Annotated in this window: 31 protein-coding genes, 2 pseudogenes and 1 other annotated feature (1 of these 34 cut by a window edge); of the genes and pseudogenes, 13 read left to right on the top strand and 20 right to left on the bottom strand. The window is 40.0% G+C overall.

The genetic code is table 11. The features are described 5' to 3' along the window. Positions 1–149, bottom strand: a binding site (T-box leader); it reaches 67 nt to the left of the window's first position. 63 nt (positions 150–212) lie between these two features. Continuing rightward, the gene (locus ABFG93_RS08045; protein ID WP_347552152.1) at positions 213–407 is read right to left on the bottom strand and encodes a hypothetical protein; all 195 of its coding nucleotides are present in this window, start codon (positions 405–407) and stop codon (positions 213–215) included. A 197-nt stretch (positions 408–604) separates the two neighbouring features. Here ABFG93_RS08045 and ABFG93_RS08050 point away from each other — a divergent pair, with 197 nt between their 5' ends. After that, positions 605–727: a hypothetical protein gene (locus ABFG93_RS08050; protein WP_347552154.1), complete on the top strand. Its 123-nt coding sequence runs from the start codon at positions 605–607 to the stop codon at positions 725–727. A 15-nt stretch (positions 728–742) separates the two neighbouring features. Here ABFG93_RS08050 and ABFG93_RS08055 read toward each other — a convergent pair whose 3' ends face one another. After that, positions 743–1,057: a hypothetical protein gene (locus ABFG93_RS08055; protein ID WP_347552156.1), complete on the bottom strand. Its 315-nt coding sequence runs from the start codon at positions 1,055–1,057 to the stop codon at positions 743–745. A gap of 137 nt (positions 1,058–1,194) precedes the next feature. Between ABFG93_RS08055 and ABFG93_RS08060 the strand changes: the two genes are divergently transcribed. Then, complete coding sequence (locus ABFG93_RS08060; RefSeq protein WP_347552158.1) at positions 1,195–1,362, top strand: YfhE family protein; 168 nt, start codon at positions 1,195–1,197, stop codon at positions 1,360–1,362. A gap of 215 nt (positions 1,363–1,577) precedes the next feature. Next, positions 1,578–2,333 carry a sigma-70 family RNA polymerase sigma factor gene (locus tag ABFG93_RS08065; protein ID WP_347552160.1) on the top strand — a complete coding sequence of 252 codons (756 nt, stop codon included), beginning with the start codon at positions 1,578–1,580 and terminating at the stop codon, positions 2,331–2,333. A 41-nt stretch (positions 2,334–2,374) separates the two neighbouring features. On the opposite strand, the gene ABFG93_RS23065 is transcribed toward ABFG93_RS08065, so the two are convergent. Both ABFG93_RS23065 and ABFG93_RS23070 read right to left on the bottom strand, forming a co-directional pair. Next, on the bottom strand, positions 2,375–2,575 hold the full coding sequence (locus ABFG93_RS23065) for an SPOR domain-containing protein (RefSeq protein ID WP_431522084.1): 201 nt from the start codon (positions 2,573–2,575) through the stop codon (positions 2,375–2,377). Next, positions 2,576–3,057, bottom strand: a pseudogene (locus tag ABFG93_RS23070) (N-acetylmuramoyl-L-alanine amidase family protein); the annotation flags it as partial. A 138-nt stretch (positions 3,058–3,195) separates the two neighbouring features. On the opposite strand from ABFG93_RS23070, the gene ABFG93_RS08080 reads away from it, so the two are divergent. Then, a complete protein-coding gene (locus tag ABFG93_RS08080; RefSeq protein ID WP_347552165.1) occupies positions 3,196–3,411 on the top strand; it encodes a hypothetical protein in 216 nt (71 codons plus the stop codon). Between the two features lie 81 nt (positions 3,412–3,492). Continuing rightward, positions 3,493–4,068, top strand: coding sequence for a metalloregulator ArsR/SmtB family transcription factor (locus tag ABFG93_RS08085; RefSeq protein ID WP_347552167.1), 576 nt, complete (start codon positions 3,493–3,495; stop codon positions 4,066–4,068). A gap of 15 nt (positions 4,069–4,083) precedes the next feature. Here ABFG93_RS08085 and ABFG93_RS08090 read toward each other — a convergent pair whose 3' ends face one another. Both ABFG93_RS08090 and ABFG93_RS08095 read right to left on the bottom strand, forming a co-directional pair. Next, positions 4,084–5,130: an ABC transporter permease gene (locus ABFG93_RS08090; RefSeq protein WP_347552169.1), complete on the bottom strand. Its 1,047-nt coding sequence runs from the start codon at positions 5,128–5,130 to the stop codon at positions 4,084–4,086. Between the two features lie 22 nt (positions 5,131–5,152). Beyond that, positions 5,153–6,010 (bottom strand): ABC transporter permease subunit, encoded by an 858-nt coding sequence (locus ABFG93_RS08095; protein ID WP_347552171.1) that lies wholly within the window; start codon positions 6,008–6,010, stop codon positions 5,153–5,155. 116 nt (positions 6,011–6,126) lie between these two features. Between ABFG93_RS08095 and ABFG93_RS08100 the strand changes: the two genes are divergently transcribed. The 3 genes from ABFG93_RS08100 to ABFG93_RS08110 all read left to right on the top strand — a co-directional run bounded on the left by ABFG93_RS08100 (position 6,127) and on the right by ABFG93_RS08110 (position 8,556). After that, positions 6,127–7,068 (top strand): hypothetical protein, encoded by a 942-nt coding sequence (locus ABFG93_RS08100; RefSeq protein WP_347552173.1) that lies wholly within the window; start codon positions 6,127–6,129, stop codon positions 7,066–7,068. Continuing rightward, on the top strand, positions 7,049–7,927 hold the full coding sequence (locus ABFG93_RS08105; protein ID WP_347552175.1) for a protein-glutamine gamma-glutamyltransferase: 879 nt from the start codon (positions 7,049–7,051) through the stop codon (positions 7,925–7,927). The genes ABFG93_RS08100 and ABFG93_RS08105 overlap by 20 nt, the downstream gene beginning before the upstream one ends. Before the next feature lie 83 nt (positions 7,928–8,010). Continuing rightward, entirely contained in the window at positions 8,011–8,556 is a 546-nt protein-coding gene (locus tag ABFG93_RS08110) for a GNAT family N-acetyltransferase (protein WP_347552177.1), read from the top strand. Positions 8,557–8,700: 144 nt separating this feature from the next. Here the strand turns inward: ABFG93_RS08110 and ABFG93_RS08115 are convergent, their stop codons facing one another. Further along, positions 8,701–9,873: an MFS transporter gene (locus ABFG93_RS08115; RefSeq protein ID WP_347552178.1), complete on the bottom strand. Its 1,173-nt coding sequence runs from the start codon at positions 9,871–9,873 to the stop codon at positions 8,701–8,703. A gap of 215 nt (positions 9,874–10,088) precedes the next feature. Here ABFG93_RS08115 and ABFG93_RS08120 point away from each other — a divergent pair, with 215 nt between their 5' ends. Further along, positions 10,089–10,622, top strand: a complete 534-nt coding sequence (locus ABFG93_RS08120) for an RNA polymerase sigma factor SigX (RefSeq protein ID WP_347552180.1) — start codon at positions 10,089–10,091, stop codon at positions 10,620–10,622. Next, positions 10,622–11,881, top strand: coding sequence for a hypothetical protein (locus ABFG93_RS08125; protein ID WP_347552182.1), 1,260 nt, complete (start codon positions 10,622–10,624; stop codon positions 11,879–11,881). Before ABFG93_RS08120 ends, ABFG93_RS08125 begins: the two co-directional genes overlap by 1 nt. Positions 11,882–11,926: 45 nt before the next feature. Here the strand turns inward: ABFG93_RS08125 and ABFG93_RS08130 are convergent, their stop codons facing one another. The 3 genes from ABFG93_RS08130 to ABFG93_RS08140 form a co-directional block, all read right to left on the bottom strand. Beyond that, positions 11,927–12,412 carry an endolytic transglycosylase MltG gene (locus tag ABFG93_RS08130; protein ID WP_347552184.1) on the bottom strand — a complete coding sequence of 162 codons (486 nt, stop codon included), beginning with the start codon at positions 12,410–12,412 and terminating at the stop codon, positions 11,927–11,929. Continuing rightward, the gene (locus tag ABFG93_RS08135) at positions 12,405–12,608 is read right to left on the bottom strand and encodes a hypothetical protein (protein WP_347552186.1); all 204 of its coding nucleotides are present in this window, start codon (positions 12,606–12,608) and stop codon (positions 12,405–12,407) included. The genes ABFG93_RS08130 and ABFG93_RS08135 overlap by 8 nt, the downstream gene beginning before the upstream one ends. A 220-nt stretch (positions 12,609–12,828) precedes the next feature. Continuing rightward, positions 12,829–13,455 carry an NUDIX hydrolase gene (locus ABFG93_RS08140; protein WP_347552188.1) on the bottom strand — a complete coding sequence of 209 codons (627 nt, stop codon included), beginning with the start codon at positions 13,453–13,455 and terminating at the stop codon, positions 12,829–12,831. A gap of 132 nt (positions 13,456–13,587) precedes the next feature. Here ABFG93_RS08140 and ABFG93_RS08145 point away from each other — a divergent pair, with 132 nt between their 5' ends. Beyond that, on the top strand, positions 13,588–14,064 hold the full coding sequence (locus ABFG93_RS08145) for a BsuPI-related putative proteinase inhibitor (protein ID WP_347552190.1): 477 nt from the start codon (positions 13,588–13,590) through the stop codon (positions 14,062–14,064). A 35-nt stretch (positions 14,065–14,099) separates the two neighbouring features. On the opposite strand, the gene ABFG93_RS08150 is transcribed toward ABFG93_RS08145, so the two are convergent. Further along, entirely contained in the window at positions 14,100–14,783 is a 684-nt protein-coding gene (locus ABFG93_RS08150) for a DUF1836 domain-containing protein (protein WP_347552191.1), read from the bottom strand. 169 nt (positions 14,784–14,952) lie between these two features. On the opposite strand from ABFG93_RS08150, the gene ABFG93_RS08155 reads away from it, so the two are divergent. Beyond that, entirely contained in the window at positions 14,953–15,549 is a 597-nt protein-coding gene (locus ABFG93_RS08155; protein ID WP_347552193.1) for a hypothetical protein, read from the top strand. Between the two features lie 62 nt (positions 15,550–15,611). On the opposite strand, the gene ABFG93_RS08160 is transcribed toward ABFG93_RS08155, so the two are convergent. The 8 genes and pseudogenes from ABFG93_RS08160 to ABFG93_RS08195 all read right to left on the bottom strand — a co-directional run bounded on the left by ABFG93_RS08160 (position 15,612) and on the right by ABFG93_RS08195 (position 23,593). Then, positions 15,612–15,803 (bottom strand): hypothetical protein, encoded by a 192-nt coding sequence (locus tag ABFG93_RS08160; RefSeq protein ID WP_347552195.1) that lies wholly within the window; start codon positions 15,801–15,803, stop codon positions 15,612–15,614. After that, positions 15,757–15,930, bottom strand: coding sequence for a hypothetical protein (locus ABFG93_RS08165; protein WP_347552197.1), 174 nt, complete (start codon positions 15,928–15,930; stop codon positions 15,757–15,759). Before ABFG93_RS08165 ends, ABFG93_RS08160 begins: the two co-directional genes overlap by 47 nt. Before the next feature lie 72 nt (positions 15,931–16,002). Next, complete coding sequence (locus ABFG93_RS08170) at positions 16,003–16,995, bottom strand: zinc-binding dehydrogenase (RefSeq protein WP_347552199.1); 993 nt, start codon at positions 16,993–16,995, stop codon at positions 16,003–16,005. 23 nt (positions 16,996–17,018) lie between these two features. After that, positions 17,019–17,315: a Dabb family protein gene (locus ABFG93_RS08175; RefSeq protein WP_347552201.1), complete on the bottom strand. Its 297-nt coding sequence runs from the start codon at positions 17,313–17,315 to the stop codon at positions 17,019–17,021. 133 nt (positions 17,316–17,448) lie between these two features. Beyond that, a complete protein-coding gene (locus ABFG93_RS08180) occupies positions 17,449–19,419 on the bottom strand; it encodes a hypothetical protein (protein WP_347552203.1) in 1,971 nt (656 codons plus the stop codon). Positions 19,420–19,451: 32 nt separating this feature from the next. Next, on the bottom strand, positions 19,452–20,720 hold the full coding sequence (locus ABFG93_RS08185) for an ATP-grasp domain-containing protein (protein WP_347552205.1): 1,269 nt from the start codon (positions 20,718–20,720) through the stop codon (positions 19,452–19,454). A 251-nt stretch (positions 20,721–20,971) separates the two neighbouring features. Further along, positions 20,972–21,279: pseudogene (locus ABFG93_RS08190) on the bottom strand (hypothetical protein). Positions 21,280–21,463: 184 nt separating this feature from the next. After that, entirely contained in the window at positions 21,464–23,593 is a 2,130-nt protein-coding gene (locus tag ABFG93_RS08195; RefSeq protein WP_347552206.1) for an ATP-dependent Clp protease ATP-binding subunit, read from the bottom strand. Positions 23,594–23,950: 357 nt separating this feature from the next. Between ABFG93_RS08195 and ABFG93_RS08200 the strand changes: the two genes are divergently transcribed. Then, entirely contained in the window at positions 23,951–24,415 is a 465-nt protein-coding gene (locus tag ABFG93_RS08200; RefSeq protein ID WP_347552208.1) for a hypothetical protein, read from the top strand. On the opposite strand, the gene mnmH is transcribed toward ABFG93_RS08200, so the two are convergent. Next, a complete protein-coding gene (gene mnmH / locus ABFG93_RS08205) occupies positions 24,378–25,439 on the bottom strand; it encodes a tRNA 2-selenouridine(34) synthase MnmH (RefSeq protein WP_347552210.1) in 1,062 nt (353 codons plus the stop codon). The two genes, ABFG93_RS08200 and mnmH, sit on opposite strands and share 38 nt — an antisense overlap. Positions 25,440–25,540: the final 101 nt, after the last annotated feature.

The following is a 25,540-nucleotide window of genomic DNA, read 5'->3' on the forward strand; positions in this document are numbered from 1 at the left end:
ACTCTGTAACGGAGAGTCCGACTGTCCCTACTTCATTCAGAACAGTATCTTGAAAGTCCGCTTCATGCTAGTTAAGGTTCCAGGCTCCCACCATCCCCTGAATCGCTTTTCCCTTCGGCAGGCACTACTCTCTTTCGCATCGATGATACATATAGTTAGTTATTATTATAGACAATATCTATCAAGATTCAATCCATTTCTTTCAAATTTCACTATAAGAAATTTTGTTCGGATTTAAGCTTTTCTTTTTCTGAATCCGCAAAGCCTTCTTCATACGCTTGACGGTATAAGGATGTCATATACATAGACACCAACTGCTTTACTTTTGGCTCGACGTTGACAACATCCAAATGCTTCATACACCGATCAACAGCTAACTTTTCCTTTTGAACATTTTTAATCGCCACCGTAAAAACCACCTTTCATTAAAAGTATTATAAGTTAACTAAACATATGGTGTACATATATTCGACAAAAATGATCTGTATTCCCCAAAAAAATATACTAACAGTTAGCATACGAGACCATTTAATTGCAATCTATCTATACTTTGTACCTATATCATTTCCTTCACTAATCCACTCAATACCAGTACATAACTTTAATGCTTTATAGCAAACTATACCTTGAAGCATGGGACGAAGAAGAATGGGATGAACAATTTAAAGAACTGGATTTAGAAGCGATAGTAACTGTCGAAATCGCAGAAACCGGTGTTATCAAATAGAATGAGTGCATGCACTCATTCTCGTTCTATTGGTTCCATCTCTTCGATTGTCGGTTCCTTCGCTCCATACCAGGAGTAAGCTACACTATATACTTTTCCTTCATGCACAAGATTCCAGGCCATTTCGTCTTCCACGAGGAGCTCGACCGCCTCCCCTTCACTTTCAGGTTGAACAAACACATAGAAATGATGGTCCGTTTTTTCTTTTTTAATGACTTCTCCACGCTCTATATGTTCTTTATGTACATACGTGTAGCGACCAATTAACAAAACACTCGCGAGCACAACAATACTTGCTATGGTTATATTCATCACTTTCTTTTTACTCATAGTGCCTCCACTTTATTTTCATCGTTAAGTATAAGGTACCACAAACGGGATTTGTTTAACAAAATAATAGCTGTATGTTTAGCTCATTTTTTCGCGGGTACTCCAAATATAAGAGACATCATAAGGAGGAATTACTAATGGCTAAGAATTCTCAATACCAACCAACACATGAAAGAGGATTTTCACTAAGTGACGCTCAAGAGGTTGCTTATACGAAAGAGTTTAAGAAAGCAGATATTGCAGGTGGCATTCGAAAGCCTAAAGTAAGAAGAGCTAAAAACGATAATCCTGATCTACTGAAATAAGGTGACTTTTTTTTATAGTTGCCTTCATCCCCTATTGAATGTTAGTTGATCCACACCTAATCTTACGTTTTGAGATGGGGAATTACTACCCCTAAAATGTAGGATTGACCAAAAGAGGGAGTCATGCCGTTGTGCATGGCTCCCTCTTTTCCTTTACATGTAACTTTTATTAAGAATACGCCGTCTAATGTGTGACTGAAAAAGGCGGTGATACTATGGAGAAAAGCGGATCAGTAGCGAATTTAATCCAACTAAGGGATAAAGAAGATTTGATCGAGGACCTAATGGAGTCTTATGGGGAAAGCTTAACGCGTCTTGCATATACGTATGTAAAAGACTGGCACCAAGCCGAAAATGTTATTCAAGATGTATTTGTTTCGTTTTATCTTAAGCTGGATACATATCGAGCTGAAACCTCACTCAAGACCTGGCTCTACCGCATAGCCATATATCGTTGTCATGACTATATTCATTGTCGTTTTTTACATTCATTTACACTAAGCCAACTCACTACTTTCCTGACTGGAGTTCCAGTAGCGAGTCTACAGCTAAGTGCAAAAGATGAATATGAAGAACTTTCTAAGAACGTGCTTAGTCTTCCAGTAAAGTACCGGGAAGTCATTGTTCTCTTGTATGATCAAGCAATGAATGTTGCTGAGGTTAGCACAGCTCTTCACTGTAGCCAGAGCGTCGTCAAAACAAGATTGCATCGTGCCAGAAAGATCTTGAGTAAAGAATTGGCTCTAGGAATAACCAGTATGGACGATGAAATAAAGCACCTCTCTGAAGGAATGAATCCTCTTATTTCAAGGGAAAAGAAATTTACACCACGCTCGAAAGCAGCCATTCGTAACGCCATTGATAAAGAAAGGTTTTCAACAAAAAAGAAGGACTTCCCTCTCTTCTCAATCATCGGGTATGTGGCACTCCTTGCTGTCATAGTCTTTCTTTGTTTTGCGACCTCTACTTGATGAGCACCCAGAGCACCTTAAAAGAGAAGGATAGCTTTGGGCTACCCTTCTCTTTTAATAAATGCAGCATATCCTTTCCGCTTTAATTCCTCACATAATTGATTGGCCTTCTCTTTTTCTTTAAAAGCCCCTGTCTGAACAAGATAAATGGAAGTTATTTTCCCATTTAGATACTTTACTGCCGCAAGCGCCGCTTGCTCTGCCAGCTTTAAACGAAAAGATCGAACATTTAACTTCTTCATATCAGGGGAAGAATCCAGAAACCCATACTCAACAATTACTGTTTCAACAGATCCGGTCTGTCGGTGCATGTAATAGTAGTCTTTCCCATTTTCATTTTTTCTTGAAAACACTCTTCTTAGCGGCATGCCTGCATTTTTCAATGCCTCCGCTGTAAGAAAGGCTAGATCACTTTTCGAATAAATCGAATGGATCACTTCGGCTCCGCTCCCTCTACCAGCATTATAATGATTGCTAATACAAACAGCTGCTCCCGAATTCTTCACGAATCTTGAACGAAGTTCAGAGGGTAACTCTTGATCAATCTTTCTGTGAGCGTCGCCTGCACCCCGAGCTTACTAAGAAAAGCATATTGATGGAGAGAGATTTCAAGTGTCCAATCCTTTTCTTTCACTCCATGCGCTGTGGCACCGGGATCTTTACCACCATGTCCTGCATCACTATCAAAACTCATCACTCCTTCTAGAATTTTTTTATCTTTCATAATTACCTCCTTACACTTTTATATATCGAAAAAAAAAAGGAAAAAGGGACATTGCGATAAAGTTTTATAGAGCCTTCGCAACTATTTGCGGAGAGATTCGTCTTTACTATAAAAAAGAATAATTGAAGGACTGATTTGATGAATGAAAATCTCCCCCTAAAGCTTCTTTCCAACCTATATAAGATGGAATACGGAGGTGCCGTTGATCTCTGGAAATACTATACGGTCGATATCATCATTAAAGACGAAAATGATTATGCTTCTATCAACTATTTCGATGAACAGGACACTTCATTTTTTCTAAAAGGGTCTAAAGATAAAGGAAATCCAACGATTAACTGGCTTTCTAATTAGTCTATCACTGATTATTTCTATATCCAGTTGACCTCAACATCTAATTAGATGTAAATCTAACTAAAAGAAATGAGGTCCCCCTTGCAGTTAAGTAGAATGGTTAATTTCCACAAAACTCTCGGTGATCCCACCCGTATTCGTATTCTATCTCTACTTGCCAGCGGCCCCTTACACGGGCAGGCTATTGCAGGAAAACTTGGATTAAAGCCTCCCATCATTACACATCACATCACTAAATTAAGAGATACGGGCATTATCTACCAGCGTAGAGATAAGAATACAATTTATTATTACATCGATGAAAAGAATTTCCGTTCGTATTCAGAAGATTTACTAAAGATGATTTACCAACCTGACATTGAAAAGGAGGACGATTCAATGAAAACCTCAGCAGTTGTTAATAATTTCATAGCAGCAGATGGAACTCTAAAACACTTACCATCTCAAAGAAAGAAAAAAATTATTATCCTACGCCATATGATAAAGGGGCTAGAAAAAGGACGAAAGTATCCAGAGAAAGAAATTAATGATTATATTAAAAATTTCCATCCTGATTTTGCTACGATTCGGAGAGAATTTATCATTAATCACTTTATGTACAGAGAAAATAATATCTATGAACTCAACCCACAGGAGATGTGGGCAGAGATAGAATAATTATCATCAGTCATTTTACCTGCTTGCGGTTCTTTTCGGAAGATTTTCTTCTTCGATCTCATTAAGAAAATAAAAGGAATTCGGATTGACGTCTGCTTGTTTCTCAGAATACTGTCTCTTTTTATTACGTTTACCAGATTGGCTTTCCATGGACTGTTTAAATCCTTCTAACATCACGTGCACCGCAAGAATAACTAGCACAAAGGAGAGAATCGGAATGAGCGGTACCCATGTTTCATAAGCAAGGTACTCATATGTAGAACCAATTAGACCTGACCATTCTGCTGAAACTGATCGGTATTCATCACCGAGCACAGGATCTGGAGAAAAAAACGTACCTCCAAAGAATAACTTCAGTAAACCAAGGTGCAGCAAGAGAATAAGGACACTTACCAATTGCTGAAGAAAAATAATAATCATACGCGGACCCAGGTGCGGCAGAATGTGTTTTACAAGAATATGAATTCTTGTTCCCCCTAAAGTTCTTGCACTTTCAATAAACTCTTTTCCCCACAACGCATAGGTTTCGTTTGAGATGAGAACGGTTGTTGTTGGTATTGCAACTGCTGTTAAAATCACCACTTCAAATACCATCCGTTCAAAAAAAGAGTACTGAAAAGTCCCATCCATCCCATTCTCCATCAAAACTCCTCTTAAAATAAAATAGCTAAGCAGTGAAATAGGGATATATTGCATGGCATCAACTATACCCGAAGTAGTTCGCATCGTTTTCTGTAGATACGTTCCTCCGAGAACACCACCCACAAAGGACAGGGCCATTCTCATGCTGGCTACTAGAAAGGCAATTCCAATTGTATATTTTGCTCCAATGATAATTTGTTCGAACAGATGATATCCTAATTTATCTGTTCCAAAGGGACCCACCTGTATTGGCGAAAGAGGAGCTCGATCAATCAATTGCCCTTCATCGTTATGAAACATAAACGTTTTAGGTATATGATCCTCATGAACAATATAATAATACATACTAATACTAAATAAACCCACAATGACTATTAAACCTACTACAAACATGGGATTTTTCATCGCATTTCGTAACATCAGTTCCCCCTCTTTCTACTCGTTAGATTAATGCTTCTTCCTTCGATGCTCGTTCAGCAATAAGTTGAAAACTATTTAACACAACAAATATAGGAACGAATAGTAGTACGCAACTTACAGTAAAAATCTCGGGCGTCGGGTGCTCAAAGATAAAGCGAGTCAACCCGTTTAGATTAAAAATAAATTCCATTATGAACAAGTTAGATAGTGCAAACCAAACGATAGAACGTGAGTGGAAATAGATTGATAGAATAGCATTGCGAAAAATATGTACAAATAAAATTCTCGTGGCATTCACACCCTTCGTTCGAGCGAGGTCCACATAGGTCTTTTCAAATTCCTCCTCAAATATATGGATCATGATGCGATAAAATAAAAAGGTTGGCAAAATAGCAAGAACGAGAATAGGCATCGTGTAAATACGTTCAAATGATGCGACATCCATGATAAGAACATTCGTTTTTTTATAGATCCAGATGACACTTATCTGAACCAGTGCCAGTATAAATACATCCGGTAGCGATTCTATAAGAAATGCAATCCTTCTGATCCCCTTTTGAAGAGGTGCTGGCAGTCTTAAAGTCAGGATTGTAAAAGAGAGCCCAGCTAGAAAAGCTATCAACAGGGCACCAAATAAAATCATTATTGAATAGGTCAGGTATTCAAATAACACCGGGAAGAGCTGATAACTTCCCTCCCCTGAATCAAAGGTAAGATCTTTGTAGTGGATCAGCTGCTGAATTGTGTTCAAAAGCCGATTTACATAACCACTCAAATCAAGATTCATGCCATTAAACAAACCAGGCATTGCCCCAAGTAGTAAAACACCTAATAGTGCTGCTATTAATTTAATTCCTATTTGTATTAATTTCTTTTGCATCGCTGTTCCCCCTTCTAACTATATAGACGACGCTAGCTTATTGAGGTTTCCCAATCATATAAAATATCCTGGACGAATACGCTGTTAACAGCGGGTTTCCGAAAGGAGGAAACAAAATGAATTTGTCCATCTCTCTTGAAATGATACGGAAAACAGAAGGAATTAAACGGCTTGAGAACTATGTAAGAGACTTGATTCAGCTTGATCGAAAACACACCGCTTTACGTCTTCAAGAAGAAGAATTAACATACTCAACACTTTATATCTTATCTTCGATTCTTCAAAAACATGGTATGACGAAACATTTGGAAGATCGCTATAAAGTTGCCCTTGCAATTCAAAGAGATATTCTGTCATCTGAACGTTCACCGGCTACTCCCTTTCCTTATTCAATCTGTGACATGCCTCAATTCATTCATTCTGTGCTCAGATGGATGGTTGAATCTGGATCAGAAGATAACCTGAACGCAAAATATCGCCTTGTGATCGACAGAGCAGCGGGTTTATTGACAACTGTTTATCAGGATCCTGAGGATTTGACACTTGTATCAGATCTTCTATTCAGAAGGAGAAAACTCGGTCATTCTACGCATTACTTAACATGGGCCTATTTCTCATCGAGGAACTTATCAAGTTTAATTCCGATTGCTAAACGCCTAATATCTACAGACGAATCAGATGTTCAATTGGCTAGTGAGTTGCTTCACTTTGTATCTGGCATTGAAGAAAGTGAAGATCGCTACTCATATTTCAGAAGCTGGTATGCAGAAAACCTTCCATACCTGCTTCAAAATAAAAATAACTATGAGTTAACAGCCGAATTGAAACCATATATAGTGGATCATCATGCGAAATATATGGAAGATCAACCAGATAGCCTTAAGCGCCGTTCGGATAATTTTCACAGCCTTCATGAAGATGTTAAAGAAAAGCTCGCCAATTATTCTTACCAATTAAGAATGCACTCGCGGAAGGATTGGAAAGTTTGGATGAACAGCCCGCTAGAAACTCAGGTTCGTTCGATTGAGGAGGGGCAGCATGATTATAATAGGAGGTGACGTGAAAGATCGGGATGAATTTGATAATACATTTTCTCAAAATCCAGTCGAACAAAAGATTGTTGATTTAATGTATTCCAGTATAGCTTCATATTCCTTCCGCACTAGAGATGCATTAACATTCGAAGTCCATTTTCGATCTGCAATTATCGATAGCTCACGGGAGCTTTATTATAGTGGAGTTCAATTCGCCGATTTCTATCGATCGAGATGCAACCCAATGTTCTGGCAGCTTTTACCCGATGGTGCCTTTCAGCTTAAACGAGGTGTCCCTGCTTCAGAAGCCATTCTGGACATCTATCAAAATGGTCGGTTATATGCATTTGAATGCGCCACAGCAATGATAATTATTTTATACCGTGCAGCACTCAAAATGCTGCCATCTCAACAGTTTAATCATCTTTTTGACAATATGCGTCTTTGGGGTTGGAAATATGATCAGGATTTGCAAATTGTCCACAATGTACCTCCTGATTATCTTCCAGGTGACATTAGATATGTGAAAAACCCTGACGTGAATCCACTTACCCCCGAGTGGCAGGGTGAGAACATCGTCGATCTAGGAGACGGGACTTTCTTTGGTCATGGGCTCGGTTTCCGTCCACTTGAAGGAATGATTGCAGCACTGGCGTTGCGAAGGCGACCTGGCGGTACTCGTATGCCCTATTTAATGCTTCCAGCAACCAGACCTGGCTTTTCATATTTGTACCAATTCTCCTCTTTTCGAAGAGAAGATAGCAGACAGGTCATTCTATTTGATCAAGATCTGAACAAATCGACGATTACTTCTGAAGAATATGAACCACAGCAAGATGAGATTATAAAACAATTCATTACAATTCGCTTCTCAGATTGTTAACTTCCTAGCTGTGAGATTGGGCCAGACTTTCTTCTATTCGCCCTCCAATCCACCACACATTTTGCATATACTGTGGAAAACGGATGGTGAGTGGGTTGCAGGTATTTCCGATACTAGAATCAAAACGGCTACGACTTACAGGATTCGAGCAAGATGACACTGAATCACTCTTTTCTATTTTTTCTGACCCACTTGTTACCTATTATGATGGTGGGAAAGTAATGAAAACATCGAAGCAGGCACTGCATTACATCAATGCCTATAAAGATCCTTCATCTATTGCCACTACAAATACAATACGCTGGGCTGTTCGATTAAAAGAAACGGAGGAAATGATCGGTACGGCTGGGTTTCAAAATTGGGACCGTACGTCTGCAAAAGCTGAAATCGGGGCTATTCTTTCAAGAGATTTCTGGAGTGGTGGATATGGACTTGAAGCTGGGGAAGCGGTTATTGAATTTGGGTTTAGTAAGATGAAGCTTCATAAAATTTATGCTCAAACAATTAAGGATAACAAAGCAGCCGTTAAGCGGCTGGAACAGCTTGGATTCAATCAAGAAGGCTGCTTCCGTCAGCACGTTTATCTACGTAGAGAGTACCATGATGTTCTTGTTTATTCGCTTTTTTAGTAAAAAGCGCTCCTTCCGTGTTCACAGAAGAAGCGCTTTTGTTAGGTTGTTTTTTGTGGTGGTGGCGATAGAAATGCAGCGATTGTACCGAGTATCGGAAACACTAGAATAATCACCAGAATTTCCGTATACCCACCAAAGATATCATATGCACCCAAAAGGTAGCGGACCAAATGAGGAACCAATAACCATTGTTGTTGTCGCAATGCCTTTAATACTTCCAAGGTACTCCCTACCAAAATAATCCGGCCAGATAATATTCAGGGTGATTCGCTCAATTCCCACGATCAAACCCCATAGTACCGCAAATACGATAGCAAGTACATAAGTATGAACCTGCGTAAGTAGCAGGATGAACACCATTTGGCCAATGAAAGAAAATCCTAGTACAACATGAACATTTACCCGTTCCAAAATAAACCCTGAAGCCATCGTAACCGGAAAACCAACGATCGCCATAATGCTCAGAATAAGGGCTGCCGTACTACCTGGTACACCCTGTTCACCAAGAATAGAGAACAGATGAAACGTTAATCCCGTGTTGACAAGGGCAGGAATACTAACACAGAAAAGGATAAACCAAAATGCCCTGGTTCTCATTGCCTCCTTCACTGTCCAATTCGTTTCGAAACCTTCATCTTGCTCTTCTTCCATCTTTGCTTCCTTTCTTTCTGCAAGCCTCTTTTTTGAGACCGCGTTGTCTGGAAGAAGGCCCATATCTTCTGGCTTATTTTTGACTAGAAAGAAAACCACTGGAATGAAAATGAGAACCAGAGCAGCCCCTAGAATTCTCCAGGCATTTTCCCATCCGAATGAAGCAATCAACCATGTGTTTAGCGGTGGAAAGGCGGCAGAGCTTAGGAATCCCCCGATCGCCATAAAACTTAGTGCGCGCCCCCGTTTTACAACAAACCACTGTGGCACAAGCGTATTAGGGATTAACGTCATCGATCCCTGTCCAAATAGCCGGAGCATAAAAAAACCGATGAAAAGCATTATCGGCCCAATAACAAAGCTATTCCACAAACAGGCAAGCGCAAGTAAGGACCCCATCGTAAGCATCATCCTTCGCTGTCCATAGCCATCTACCATTCTTCCAACTATAAATAAGAGCACTCCTGCTACAAGTGTCGCCGAAGAATAAATACCAGAAACGAGAGACCTGCTCCAACCAAAATCCTGAATATAATAATCAATAAAAATGGAAATGGCATAGGTTTGTCCTGGTCCAGAGAAGAACACGCCTACTGCCGCAGCTGCGACAATGATCCACCCATAAAAAAATGGCGATTCCTTTTGCTTAGAAGATTGCTGCATCAATTACCCCTCTCAATCTATAACTAAATTCCATTTTATCGAAGAAATGCCTTATTCTAAAGTACTTGGTTGTTCGGAAAAATGATCCTCTAACTCATGGGCACTCTATTCTCACTCCATCACAAGTGGAATAATAGAGGATTTATTTATTTATTTATTTGTAACCTTTAACTTAGCTAACTCGTTTTGTTAAGTAGAAGAAGGAGGGATGCAGAATGGATCAAACATTTGAGCGACTGTATGACAACTATCACTCGAACTTATTTCAATTTATCTTTTATATGGTCAAAAATCGGGCAGTTGCAGAAGAATTAGTTCAGGAAGTTTATATCAACGTACTACGTTCTTATGATAACTATGAAGAACGTAGTAATGAAAAAACATGGCTATTCGCAATTGCGCGTAACGTTGCGATTGATTATTTGAGAACCTATAACAGAAGAACAACAAGATGGCTTAGCAAGTTTGACTTTAACAAGCAACAGACAAAAGATCTAGCGCCGTTACCAGAAGAAATCTTGCTTCAAAAAGAAGAGGTTCAGGCAATCTATCATTGTTTGAAATCGTGTACGATTGATCAACAGGAGGTTCTTATTCTGCGCTATATACAGGAACTATCGATAAATGAAACAGCTGAAATACTTAACTGGAGTGTAAGTAAAGTGAAAACGACTCAACATCGGGCGCTAAAAGCACTTCGAGAACTTGCCGATGACCAAATGAAAAACCAACTAAAGGGGGTCTTATAATGAGAGACAAAACAAAATCCCTGCTCTCCCAACTACCCGAAATAAAAGATCAAAGAAGCAAAAAAACGGTCTATCAGAATGTCCAGAATAAAATGGATGAAAATCAAAGCACCAGAAATAAGAAACAAAAGAAAACACCCTGGATCATACCAACGATTGCAGCAGCTGTCGTAATCCTCCTTGCTGTACTCATTACACCCGGCTTATTTAATCAAAATGATGACTCTATTAACCTTGCTATTACTAACTCCGACACTTCAAGTAATAGTGGTTCAAATACGGAAGAATCGTCGCTTTCTAATGATACGTCTGAAGATCGATCTGATGAGCCGGCAAAAAGTACTGAGGAAAAGCCTGAAGAGGAAGCTGATACGACAAATGAAGTAACCGAAACAACAAAGGATGAACAACAAACCATTACGAATTCAGTTACATTTGATCACTATACACCAGCACTTCAGGCAAATGCTAGCACTGAAAGTATCGTTCTCGCTTATCCTGATCAACAAAGTATGCTGCTTGTCCCCCTCACGTTTGAACTTGATAACAGCAAATCGCTCTCTGAGAATATCGAAACGATCCTTTCCACCTTTAAACCCGGTGAAGTTGGTCTTGCGAATTCACCTTTAGGAAATGCAACATTTGATGTTGAGATAACTAATGACACAAAAACACTCATCGCGAATTTTCCAGAAGCAGGTGATAGCCTGTCTTCCAACGAGTCCATCATGATTAATGATAGTGTCAAAATCTTAGCACAAAGCCTTGACGCAGAACAAATTAACTGGCAAACAAACGGGGAAGATGGCTACAATCTTGGTAACTTTGGTCCAGCTGACTCTTCAGTAGATCAGAAGCCTTCACCTTACTATCTTTTTGAAACCAGTGCTCAAAACCATTTTCTAGTTGAAGGGCCGGAACTCCAGGGTGAAGAAGGAGCACAACTTGATGTTGCTATGTCCCTTATGAAAGAGGGGCAGCCTGAGTCCGCATTTTACCAGCCTTCTATTCCAGAGAATGTATCAATATTTTCATTTGAGGGTGAAGAAGACCATGCAACGATCTCCTTTACGGAGGGCAGTACGTTTCAATCTGAAGAAGAAGCTTTGCAAACGATTGAAGCACTAATGCTCGCTGCTTCTCAATACAATTACAAAACCATCTCATTCGAAAATTCTGGTTTTGAGAGGGTAGGAAACTACTCCCTTAACAAGGAAGTATCTGTCCCGACGTCTCCTAACGCGATTAATCTAAACTAAATCCTACAAGAAATCCCCGGCCACACTGCCCGGGGATTTCTTATGTTATCTCGCTATTACACCGATTATATCGGATGCTGTCATATCTGTCTGAAGCTCATATTCACCGGGTTGAATAGCAGTTTCTTTTCCTTTATCCTGAAGAATTTCAATAAAATCGTCTGCATTTTCAACAAGCTTCTGATCCTGAAGACTCTGAGCTACTTCCTGGCTTGTCATTCCTTCTTTTATGTTAAAGGAGGTTTTCTCAGGAGTGCTCTCTTCCTCTTGATCAGCTTCTTCTGAAGTATCACTACTTTCTTCAATTGGCTCATTTGCTGCTTTCTGCTCTTTATCTGCTTTTAACGCCTCATACTTTTCTCTCTTTATCATAATCATCCCATTCTCTTCTAGATGCGTTTCTATAGCAGCTTCCGTTGACTGATTTCCTTCTTCCGCTGTAACATTAGAGAACATAAAATAGTAGGCTGTTAAGAGAATAGCTGCGAATAAAAGCCCTGCAGCGATCCCTTTTGCTTCCTGCTTACTCATTCGTGCCACCGCTTACAGTTTTCGTTTGATTTTCAAGCATATCAGTACGCTTTTTAACGGTTTTAAGCTCTCTCATCAGGTTAATGTAAACATCGTCAACCTGACCCTTTACTTCTTTAGCATAATCTTTGACGAAATAAGAATAGATAAAAAATCCAAGTGAACAGGCTAGTAAAATAAAGATAATTAATAACATCACGATTTCCCCCTAATAAATTTACCGGCAGTCTCTCTATTTATTGCACATGTTTTAATCCATTTAACTCTTTCGTATGATCACTGCGATTTTTGTCGTTTCATCAAGTCTTTTTTACCTCCTCCACATAAAAAACTAGAAAAACCGACATAAATCGACCTTTTCTAGTTTACCTATATTTTATGTACTTGACAATAGCCCACACCCTTTTTCAATGGTCCTAAAGTTTCTTTGTAAGTTGAATAAAATGATATAGAATTCTAGCTGTCATTCCCCAGATTACGTAGTCTTTGTAGTAATAAAAAAATTCCGGCATAGCTGCTGAGGACCAGTTATATTCTTCTCCATTAGGGATGAGATGAAATGGAAAGCTTTCATCTGGCTTCACATGCACTCGAATATCATGACGCTCGGGAGGATTGTCTATAAAATGCGTAAGGGGCACTGTGAAGATCTCTTCGACTTCCTCAGGATTAGGTGAAAGTTTAGAGTCTGCCTGGATGATTCCTGCAAAAGGATAGACGATTGATTGAAAAGAAGTAACAAGATAATCCAGTTCCCCCATCACATTCACTTCCTTTGGAGTAATACCAAGTTCCTCGCATGTTTCTCTTATGGCAGAAGCTCGAGGGCTACTATCGATCTGATCTACTTTACCACCAGGAAAACAAATTTCACCCGGCTGTCTTCTGAGCGTATGAGCCCTTACTTCAAATAAAACATGCAGCTCACCATCCTTTTCGAGTAATGGCAATAAAACAGCAAATTTAAAAAAACGTTCATTTCCCAGAACGCCAGCAATCCTGCCATGCATTTTAGAATGGATCTCCTGAATCGATGGCTTCATTCTATCTAACTCCTTCTTCCCAGCATATTATTACTCTATTATACGGTAGTCAGAACACTTTATTAAACATATTAATGGTAATCTGTAACTTTTCAGGCCGTGTACCCGTCAAATATAGAAAGGAGTGATGATATGTTAAAGTATATCACGGTCGGCAGTATGGTACTCCTTATGCTTGCGGGATGTGGAGGGGAGAATTCACCTTTGAATTCAAGTGGTAGTAACTCTAGTGAGGTAGAATCAGGATCTTCTGGAATTGTAGCTGGTGCGATGGAGCCTTCTCTTACGCTGGAGGCAAAAGAAGATGGAAGAGTCACCTTTTCTTATGAGATCCAGAACCAGACAGAAAATATCCAGACCATTCATTTTCCAAGCAGCCAGAAATATGATTACAAGCTTTATGATGATAAGGGAAACCACATTCAAACTTATTCAGCCGATAAGAGTTTTGTGAAACAGGAAGAAGAACTGGAAGTTAAACAGGCCGAAGTATTGGATTACACCATCACCGTTGACCAGCTTACAGCCGGCACTTATACGTTAGAAGTATGGTTAGCAACTGAAGGACAGGGTGATTATAAACAATCAATCAAATTTACGATCGACTAAAAAACAGCCGGCTCGTTTTCTATGGAGCCGGCTGTTCATTTCCAAACCTCTTCAAGGTATTGCTTTGATAAGGTTTGATAATATGCAGCCTGTACAGAGAGCGCTGCTGAAACCAATAATTTTTCAATATTATCAATTTGGCTTTGTGTTAAATAGTTAAAAACAGAAGATAATTGCGTCGCTTTTTGTTTGAAATCTTCTTTTGATGGTTTAGGATCTGTATGAATCACATCGAAGAGCTGAGAATAAGCCGTATAAAAAACGAGTGGGTCAATCAAATCATCGTTCCGATCGGCAGGGTTGTTAAAAGCATAACGAAGCAAGAGACGTATGCTTTCAAAATCATGTGTGTTTTTCAAGTCTTCTACAATGAATAAAATCGCTGCCTGCTCAATCGCATATTTTTTACCAAGCTGCGGAGCCCCAATCCATTCCTTTATATCCCTTTTGACCCAGTTTTGCACAGCCGTAGATCGAAAGCTAGCGTATTCTAGCTGGTTGCCAAGAGTGACGATTTCATTAATGGATAAACCAAAAACACCCTCTCCTGCCTGAAGTAATTTCCGGAAAATAGGCGGTAGCTCTAACACCTCATCAGATTGTCCCATCTGGCCTGCGCGTTTCCAGGATCTCGAAAGAATGCGATCAGGTGATTTCTGATTTCGAATAGCCTGCAGGATGGTTCCCATTTCTGTTCTTGTTAAATAAAAGCCTCTCATCGTACACCTCTACCTATAAGGTCATTTGAACCTATCGTATAGCTTCTCTATGGAAATTTCAAGAAGAAGAAAACATTTCTTTATGAATTGGGCACTTTTCATGCTCTATAATGGGAACGGATTTTCATATGGGTGAATATCCTGTGTGGTGTAAAGGAGGAAATCATTTATGAACATGTACGGTAATTATATGCCTCATCAAGGAGTACAGGGTGCCATGCAGGGGCCTAACATGCAAAATCAAGCCGTTCAGGGTGCCATGCAGGGACCTAATATGCAAAATCAAGCTGTTCAGGGCGCGATGCAAGGGCCGAATATGAATAATCAAGCTGTTCAGGGCGCGATGCAGGGGCCGAATATGCAAAATCAAGCTGTTCAGGGTGCGATGCAGGGGCCAAATATGCCTAACAATGCTGTGCAGGGAATGATGGCAGGGAAAGAAAAAGAGCTTGTAGGCGACATGAAACAATTATGTAAAAGGTACAACAACTATCATGCAAAAGTTCAAATGCAGGATGGAATGGAATACGAGGGAATCCTAATGGATTCTGACGATGAACATATGTCGATGATGATTCCTCAAGAAGTAGAAGAAGACGAAGGTCCAGACATGGATAGGCAGTATGGCCGCGGTCGCTATCGCAGATTCAGCAGGTTCTTCTTTCCTTTAGCTGGAATTGCCGCCCTTAGTCTGATTCCTTATTATCGCCCATATCCTTATTATGGCTATCCACCTTATTATGGGTATCCACCTTATTATTATTAGAAGCGATATATTGAAAAGGAAGCCTGTTCCGGCTTCCTTTTTATGATTTATCGTTTACTTAATTAATTTCGGACATCCATTTGATTTGTATAAGCAATGAGTACAATGTCATCGTTAGCATCCTCTCGCAGCTGCGATTCAAATCGCTTAAGCAGGTCTAACGACTCAGGGCTTAAATGAGCTACTGGAAAAGCAGTAGACGATTCCTTAAAGGTTCTCCTGTTGCTGTAATTCTCTTGCTGCAAGAAACTCATTCCCTTCCTCCTGTTGATCCAGCTGATCAACTGAATCACCACGTATTCTATTCATTGTCATATCAGGGTTAAGTGGTGTATTCATCATGTTATTCTGCTCCTTATCTTCTAAAGAACGTTTCTTCATTCAATCCACCTCCATTCCTATCATGACCTTTTGGCTCTAAAAACATGTAAAAAGCACCTCATAAGTGAGGTGCTACATGGAAACAACAAGCTTTCCAAATTGATTTGCTTTACCCAAATAATCAAAAGCTTTCTTAATCTCATCTAATGGGTAGCTTTTATCAATTACAGGTTTAATCGAATGGTCCTCGACAAACTGAATCATTGCTCTGAATTCTTCTCCGCTTCCCATAGTTGATCCGAGCAAATTGTACTGCCCATAAAAGAATGATCGCAAATCAAATTCGATTGAATCCCCTGTTGATGAACCAAAAGTAACGAGAGTCCCACCACGTTTCAACAAACTGAGAGATCGATTGAAGGTAGCTGCCCCAACGCTTTCAATCACTAAATCCACTTCTTCATTCGCTACTACTTCTCCCCATTCTTCTTCATCAGAAAGTGCCATATCCGCACCGAGTTCAAGTGCTGAATTTCTCTTCGCTTCACTCCTAGAACTCACAATAACTCTTGCTCCTGCTGCTTTTGCAAACTTAAGGAGAAACGTCGCTACTCCACCGCCGATTCCAGGGATGAAAACAGTCTGACCACTTTCAAGTTGACCTCTAGTGAACAAAGCACGATAGGCAGTTAATCCAGCTAGTCCAACAACTGCTGCTTCTTCAAATGAAAGAGAAGCTGGCTTTAATATAGCATTTTCCTCTGGTACAACGATCGTTTCAGCAAACGTACCATGGCCTGGAAATCCAACGATTTGGAACCCTTCAGGAGGAATCGAAGCATTTCTTTCCCAACCAAGACCAGGGTTAATCACGACTTCATCGCCTTCTTTTATAGTTTTAACACCCGGACCAACTTCAATTACAACTCCAGATCCGTCAGAACCAAGAATAACGTCCGGATCTGATGAATCATGACGATCTGGTATAAAGAGATCCCGATGATTTAAACCGGCAGCCTTTAGTTTAATCTTCACTTCTCCTGAACTCGGGTCATGTTCAGTCATCAAATTTTTAAGAGCTAATCCTTCATTACCGGAATGGCCTCCATGTACAAAACCTTTCATATGTACCGCTCCCTTCGATTTCTTTAAAGACATTCAAAATCAAGTGCCAGTGTATCCCTCATACCCACCTCTTTAAGATAAGCGACCACTTCCTGGTGCGCAGGGTGAGGACCATAAGCTTCCAATGCTTCTTTTGATTCAAAACGAACCGTTAGGCCGCTTTCGAACCCCTCACTCCTTTCAGAAAAGTTGATTCCTGCCTGAATGTCCACAATACCTGGAATTGTTTCTTTCACCTTAATCAACCTTCTCATACCTTCTTCTTTCTGTTCCTTCGTCGTTCTATCACTAAACTTAAACAATACAATGTGTTCAATCATGTTCGATCTCCTCCTCTTTTGTTTTAGTAAAACATAAAAAAGCGCCAAGAAACAAATAATTTCCTTGGCGCTAATCTATATTTATCCCCATCTCCAAGGGAGTGGCAATATACTCCCCCTGAAGGACGTTTTACTATTTGCCAATCCAGGTATATTCATTGCCCCAGCTATCCTGAGCGAGAGATCTCACTTTCGAGATGTTCTCTGCTTCTACAGCATAAGCATCTCCCTGCTCATAGGGGTTGTAATGGAAAGCGTACAAACGTGATGTGAATTCTTCGAAAGGTAGTGAACTTTCTCCAGAACGTTCACCTTTCCTCATCACCGTGCACTCAATCCCCTGGCCCCAATTCTGTGAACCATCATTATTCGGGTTATAGAAATAAACGCGATAATGGCCTTCAGGGCACTTTGCAATTCTTTGGATGGATACAGCATGAAAACCAAGCATTTTACCGTGAATATTTGTAATAAAAATGCCTACAGGGTTAGGATAAATCAACTCATAATCATCATTATATTCTGGATGATGCGTGGCATAAAACAACCTGACAAACCCTGGATAATCAGTTACGCTTCCAGTTATCGGTTCGATAACTGTACTAAACCCTTTTTGAACCCAGTTGCCATAAAACGCTGGATTAACCCAGCGATGACCGTCTTCGCCTCGAAGAGCAACACGACTCATCATTTCACTGTAAATACGATCAAGGTGAGGTACAAGCACTAGCGAAACCGGATCGAGTTCTGGATGAAGATCTGGAGCAAGTCCCCCATGAAGGTCCTTCGAATGGATTTGAACTCCTTCAAATACCATTTCAATGTCACCATCACGGGCAGCTCTAGGAATAATTTCAAGTAAATATCCCGGAGCATGCTGAGCCCATAAACTAATTCCTCTTGCCGCCTGACAGGTTGGATTTAAACCCTGACCAACACCAAGTGGCTGGCCAAGAACACTAATAACCCCGGCAAGCAGAATGCTATTGGCCGTTAAGCCTTCTCCCTCTCCCACTGTATTAAATAATGCACTCCTAACTTCAGGTCGTATGTCCAGTTCAATTAAGCGTCGCAAACCTGGCATCACTGGAGAAGCAGATAGTACTCCTCTCTCCAATAACAAAGCAAGTCCGTATACTGATTGTGCCGTCGATGGGAAAAGAGCTACTTTTATTAGCTGATGAACAAGCTCTGCATGTTCTTCAAGATTTGCTTTCCCTTTGCCTGTTAATTGGAGCAATACCGGAAGCAATTGAGGTGATTTTCTGCTTAAAAACCTGGCAAGGACACTATGATGAGGAGAACAGAGACCAGTTTTTCTCATCGAAACACCTAGTGCTTCACTCTCCTTACGAAGTTCTTCCGTTGAAAGCGCCATTAGTTGTTTACGATAATCATTTGGCATAGGATGAGTACTGCTCAATTCTGAAGGTCCTTCAATTGAAGCAATATATTGTTGCAGCACTTCACGTTGTTCTACGCTTGTTTCAGATCTTAACATTTCCTTAGCCATTTTTATCATGGAAACTGTTCGCTTCACAGTAATCGGACGTTGTGCTGTTAAACGTTCGATTTCATAAATAAGGGTTTCTGAGAGTGCACTGGAAGAAAGATATTGTGAGATAAACCGAAACAGTCGCTGCGCTTCTACCGTGTTCTCTTTTTCCTCAATACGTGAAGCCTCTGACGCATTTGGAAATAGCAATTCGAGATTAAGGGCCATCACTTCATTCAAGAAGTCCATTGCCATTTCCTTAGAAACTTTAGGATGTTCTGACTTTCCCTCTGCGATAGCTAGCATTCGTATATTGCTCAGCATCTCAATCACATATGGGAGCCCTTTAGCCTGTAGAGACCCCGCCACCAGTGGCGGCTGTAGTTTCGATGCATCTTCCCATGGCCCATCTTGAAAAATACCTGCTCCATCGAATCGATGCGCATATTGATAAAGAGACTCCAGGCCTTCTTCTGTTTCTAGAAGACGATTTGCCTCCTGAAAAACATCTGTTTGATAACGCGACTTCGCATAAGAAGGCGCATCTTCAAGACGTGTTAACGATCGGGAAAACCTTGCAATCTTTCCTTCTGTAACTTCAGATGGCATGCCAAATTCTCCTTTATGATAGAGATAATGTTCTATAAATAGAAGTCGTACTTTTCATAGTCGACTAGTAAGCGGGTCATCTCAGCACTGTCATCTCCAAAAAAGAAGATCGTGCCATAATGATTTCCAAAGCCAACGCGCTCAGCAACCTTACCTTGAGGTGGTGTGAACATATCGTGCTTCTCAAAGAAATCATGATTTTCAAGTTCCTCTGGAATCGTTAGCGTCTCAATGAAGTTCACATGAGGGTGAACCATCAGACATCCTGCGTAACCCTGTGTCTCATCTTCAGAAGGGAAAAACTTTCTTAGCTCTTCTTCCGTCGTATTTGGGTCACTGCAAATAATTTGAGCTTCGTATGCACTGAATCCGTAAGCGCGTTCAATTAAATCGAAAATATGGCCACCAGGAACTCGTGCTGCCACTTCTCCAAAGTGAAGTGTGCCGTCCGGCATGACGAAATACTCAGGGTGGATGACACCATTTTCTATTTCGAATGCCTCAATGAGTTGTTCAACCGCTTTTCGAATAATAGGACGCTTTGCTTCAAGAGATGGGGAAGGTGGAACAAAGTTAGAATATCCCAACTTCACATACTCTGTTATATTAAGAAACTGAATTTTTCCGTTATGAACAAAAACTTCACATGAGAATTCTTGTCCATCTAAATGACTTTCCATTAATAAAGGGAAATCGTTATCAGTAAGTGAATCAATTTCGCCAGGATTATCGATGGCACGATGGCCTACTGATCCAGCTTTATCAAGGGGCTTACAGTGGATCGGATCATATTTATCTCCATCCACTTTAAGAAGGGCATCATTCACTCTCTTCAAAAAGCGCTTCACATCTTCTTTATCCCTTGCTTCTTCGAAGACTCCTACTTTAATACCTGCAATTTGTGCCTTACGTTTCATCATCCCTTTATCTCTCAAAAGAAGAGAACGGTTAAATAGTCTTGGTTCTTCTCTAAAGCGGGAATTTAGTGCTCCTGCCCACTCCACACACTCTTCATAAAGTGGAACAGCTACTTCTGTACCAAGAGCTTTTAGCTGCTTATAGAGCTTGTCTGATCCTTCATTCAAACGATCAAACTCCCAGCCAACAAATGTAATATCATGCTTTTCGGCGTAATCCTTAAAATCAGGAGGACCCACCACTACAAAAGGCCGATTCAATTTGTCACAGGCCTCGATTGCGGGAAGACTCCATCCAATTAAAGCAGTTAAATATGGAATCGTCTTTCCTTCTGGCTGAATTTCTTGTAACGTCTGGTTCATTTCTAGCTGATCCAGTTCCATTTGTTCTCGCTCCTTTATCAAAATAGTAGATAAGTCTTTCCTGACCTTCCTTATATACCGTAGCAGATCTGACAACATATTTTAACTAATATTCTGACTCTTCGACATATAGCTACAAAAGAAGTCATAATAATCGAATCTTCGACGCTTTTATAAGGAAGTTAAATCAAGAATGTATCATATAAATCCTTTCCCTCTTTTTGTGAAAATCTAACAAAAAAAGACCTAACCAACAGGATTTCTCCTTTAGATCAGGCCAGATCCTTATCTGCATCTGGCTTGGCTGCGTCAAGCATAAGAAAAATAGCTGAAAGAATATGCATAATCATTCCTACAAACGGAATCCATCCAATACTAGATGTTAATAATTCCTAATACACTGCCTGTGGTTGCTCCATTATCTTTTTTCGTTAAGACAAGCGTGATAATGTGCAAAATCAACATAATGGCTAATGGTATCCAGAATAAACTCTATATGATGGTAGCCCCTAAGAAAGGAACGCCTAAAATTTGCTTCCAGACCTCCAGTCACCCATTTCAGTATTCTCGAAGCTGACATGCGTGCCCTCCTTGTTGAACTACTGTGTAATTCATAACGCTTCAATATATTCTCAAGCCTGGTTCTTTATTCGCCTAATGTATCTCTAATTTATCCTTTATTCCGCTGAAATCTGCTTTAAGTGAAATTCATATCACAAAAAAAGAAAGCCGCTCCGTTTAGAACGACTTTCCTTCATAACTTCTTACTTTTGTTTCTTTACAACAATATCATTATCAACAAGTTCAACAGTCACCGATTCCACGCCACCTTCATCTACTAGGAGGTCAGCAATGCCGTCTTCGACATGTTCTTCGATCACTCGTCGAAGAGGACGAGCTCCGAATTGTGGATTGTAACCAAGTTCTGCAAGTTTCGTTTTTGCCTCATTACTAATGGTTAGCGAAATATTCTGTTCTACAAGACTGTCATCTAACTCATTAATCATGAGATCAACAATTGTGACAAGATTCGTTTGTTCAAGAGATTTAAACGGAATAATACCGTCAAAACGATTCAAGAACTCTGGTCTAAAGTAACCTCCAAGGCTCTCCATCACTCCTGTATAGCTGTCAGCTGATCCAAAACCAACGGTGATTTTGCGTTCTGATGTTCCAGCATTACTTGTCATAATAATAACTGTATCTTTAAAGCTAACTGTTCTGCCCTGGCTGTCAGTTAACCTTCCATCGTCCAGAATTTGCAGGAACATGTTCTGGACATCAGGATGCGCCTTCTCAACTTCATCAATTAGCAAAATACTATAAGGTTTACGGCGGACTCTCTCAGTTAATTGTCCTGCTTCTTCATGACCTACATAACCTGGAGGTGAACCAATTAGCTTGGAAACGGAATGTTTTTCCATATATTCACTCATATCAAGTCGAATCATCGCTTCACGGTCGCCAAACATTTCTTCTGCAAGAGATCGCGATAGCTCTGTCTTCCCAACACCCGTTGGTCCTACGAATAAAAACGAGCCGATTGGTCTATTTTGTCGTTTCAAGCCTGCACGACTTCTTCGAATGGCTTTAGCAACTTTATTAACTGCGTCTTCCTGTCCAATAACATTTGCATTAAGTCGGTCAGCTAGGTTTTTCATTTTCGTTTGTTCATCTGCACGAAGTTTCTGAACAGGAATACCTGTTTTTCCTTCAATGATTTGCTGAATAGCCTCTACATCCACAACTGCATCTGATTGAGCTGTATGGTTTAGAGTTTGCTCAAGCTGCTTCTCAAGCTTCAATTCTTCATCACGTAGCTTAGCAGCACGTTCGTAATCTTCTGCATCTGTTGCTTTTTTCTTATCTAAAGCAATATTCTGTAGACGATTCTGTATTTCATCATGGTTAGTTTCTACTAACGTTAAATTCATTTTCGCTCCGGCTTCATCAAGTAAATCGATTGCTTTATCTGGAAGGAAACGATCCTGAATAAATCGGTTAGACAAAGTAACACAGGCTCTGATCGCCTCATCTGTATAATTTACTTCATGATACTCTTCATATTTCGGCTTAAGGCCATTAAGGATTTCAATCGCTTCATCTACAGATGGTTCGTTCACCATGACAGGCTGGAAACGACGTGCAAGCGCAGCGTCCTTCTCAATTTGGCGGTATTCTCTTAGGGTAGTAGCACCGATAAGCTGGAGCTCTCCTCTAGCAAGTGCGGGCTTCAGAATATTTCCTGCATCCATTGACCCTTCAGCTGACCCTGCTCCTACAATTTGATGAAGCTCATCAACGAATAAAATAATGTTCTTTCTAGTTTGCAACTCAGAAATCAACTGCTTCATTCTCTCCTCAAATTGCCCACGAATTCCTGTGTTGGAAACAAGAGAAGCTACATCGAGTAAATAGATTTCTTTATTTTTGAGCTTTGAAGGTACTTTTCCTTCAGAAATGCGAAGCGCGAGACCTTCAGCAATGGCAGTTTTACCTACACCTGCCTCCCCTATTAGGACTGGATTGTTTTTATTTCTTCGGTTAAGTGTCTCGATTACACGCGCCACTTCATCTTCCCTGCCAATAACAGGGTCAATTAAACCTGCTTTCGCTGCATCGGAAAGATTCCTTCCCAACTCATCAAGTAAGCCGCCTTTCCCGTTTGTTTCAGTTTGATATTTCTCCTGCTCATTAGTAAATCCACTGGATCCTGAGCTATTCATAAATGATTGGAAGAATTCATCAATTTGTCCTTTTGGTGATGACGCAGTTTGACCATTCATCACTTTTGCATAACACGTACTACAAAGATGAACCTGTTTCTTGTTCTGGTTCAATTGAACATTAAGCTGAACTGACGCTGAGTTTTGATGACAATGATCACAAAGCATATGAAGGCCTCCTTATATATATAATCTTAACGAATTAAATTGGTCTAAAGGTTAAAGATGCCTTCTTTGACTTTGACTATCTTTGACCTTGTAACCCTATTATAATTTGACCATCTCTGACTTTCAAGTACTTTGCTTATCATTTTTTTACATCTTTGCTGAGGTATTAATTGAGCTATACACTAAGGAATACAAAAACCCGGGTAGATTAACCCAGGATTTTAAATGTAATATTTGAAATAAAGGTATTTTTTCAGGATGTGGATAATAGATTGTATTAAACTACTTTTCGACAAAGGGTATACAAGTTTACTAGTCCGGCAACAATGGTGATAGATTACAAAGGGAGGATTACAAATGAATGATTCAGTCTATCAATTGATTGTTGAATCGACCGTCAAACGAGTGCCTACCTGTCACGAGTCACCTGAAGATTTCTTTATAGCCCTTGATGATCGAGACTACCCGTATTTGATTTTACCAACACCGAGAGAAATGTTTGATAATGACGATGTATTTACCATTCGCCTCATTCCTGATGCATTAAACAAGTTTCGGTACGAAATGGACAACTCATTTACAAAACTTTCATTCAGTTGCTTTTCCACTTTCTTCGATGATAAAACATATTACTTCGGACCGGAAGAAAACATGCTTGTTACATTTTTAAAGTCACACGTATACAAAAGTTATGTCGCTTGGGTAGGCAATCTCTATTTTAAGCGAATTGACGATCTAATTGAACGGTACAACAACGAACAACTTCCAGAACAAAGAAAATCCATTAAAGCGAAACTTTCTCGCCTTCTGATCGAAGCTTAGTTTCCAATCGATCCACTTCATTCTGGACAAGCCGACACCCTTCCTCAAGGGATTGATACGTAAGGTTGATAATCTCACCCTCATTTTCAAATGCCTTATATTCATAACGAGGATCATAGTAGTCAATCAAAAGCCTCTCTACTATCGTAGCAAAGTCATGCTTTTGAAGTGCTGCATAAATATCAACCCGCTCTTCATCAGAAAAACGTTTTTCGATTTTATTAATACCTTTTGTGATTTCTTCTATGTGCTGTTCAGGATGATACGTATTCAGGATCTTTTGGATTCGATAAGAAAGCGGGGCGTGGACTTGCATACGCGTCCCTTCTTGTTTTCCTTCAAGGATAAAGTCAGGAATAATAATGTTTCCAAGTCGCTTGCTTTCTGATTCAATGATGTAATATGGCGTATCACCAATTTCTTCTAACCGGTGATAAAGCCTCGCTTCAAATTCTTTCTGACTCCTCTCAGGAAGATTAACCCTTCCGAACACAGATCCCCTATGTGCCGCTAATCCTTCTAAATCAACAACAGGATATCCTTTCTTTTCTAAATCATTTAATATCTCCGTTTTAGATGTACCCGTTAGCCCTTCTAACACAAAGAATGGAGTCTCTTCTTTGGAAGCCTTTTCAAGCCCCTCTGTCACTTTTTGGCGATAAGAACGAATACCGCCTTCGAGCTGCCGACTCGGGAGTCCCATCATATCAAATACAACTGTTAAACTCTTACTTCGCATTCCACCACGCCAGCAATAGACAACAAATTCCTTTTCTTCCGATATTTCTTTTGCTCGTTTATAAAAATCAGGGAGTGATGGAGAGACAAGTGAAATTCCAAGTTCTTTTGCAGCTTCTGTCCCCTTCTGCTTATATGTTGTGCCAACAATTTCTCTTTCTTCATTTGAAAAAACCGGTAAATTCACTGCCCCTGGAATTTGAAATTTTTCATATTCAGCAGGCGTTCTAACATCAATAATCGGTATTTGTCTTTCAAGAACCTCTTCTATAGAAATGGTTTTCATTATACTCATCCTTTTTTCTATTCGTATAGCAAGTATATCATCAACACTCTAACAAGTTCTTAGTAACGGTTTAGCCATTAGTTATTGGGGAAAAATAACTT

The organism is Pseudalkalibacillus hwajinpoensis (assembly GCF_039851965.1).
In the GTDB taxonomy this organism is placed as follows: domain Bacteria; phylum Bacillota; class Bacilli; order Bacillales; family Guptibacillaceae; genus Guptibacillus; species Guptibacillus hwajinpoensis_E.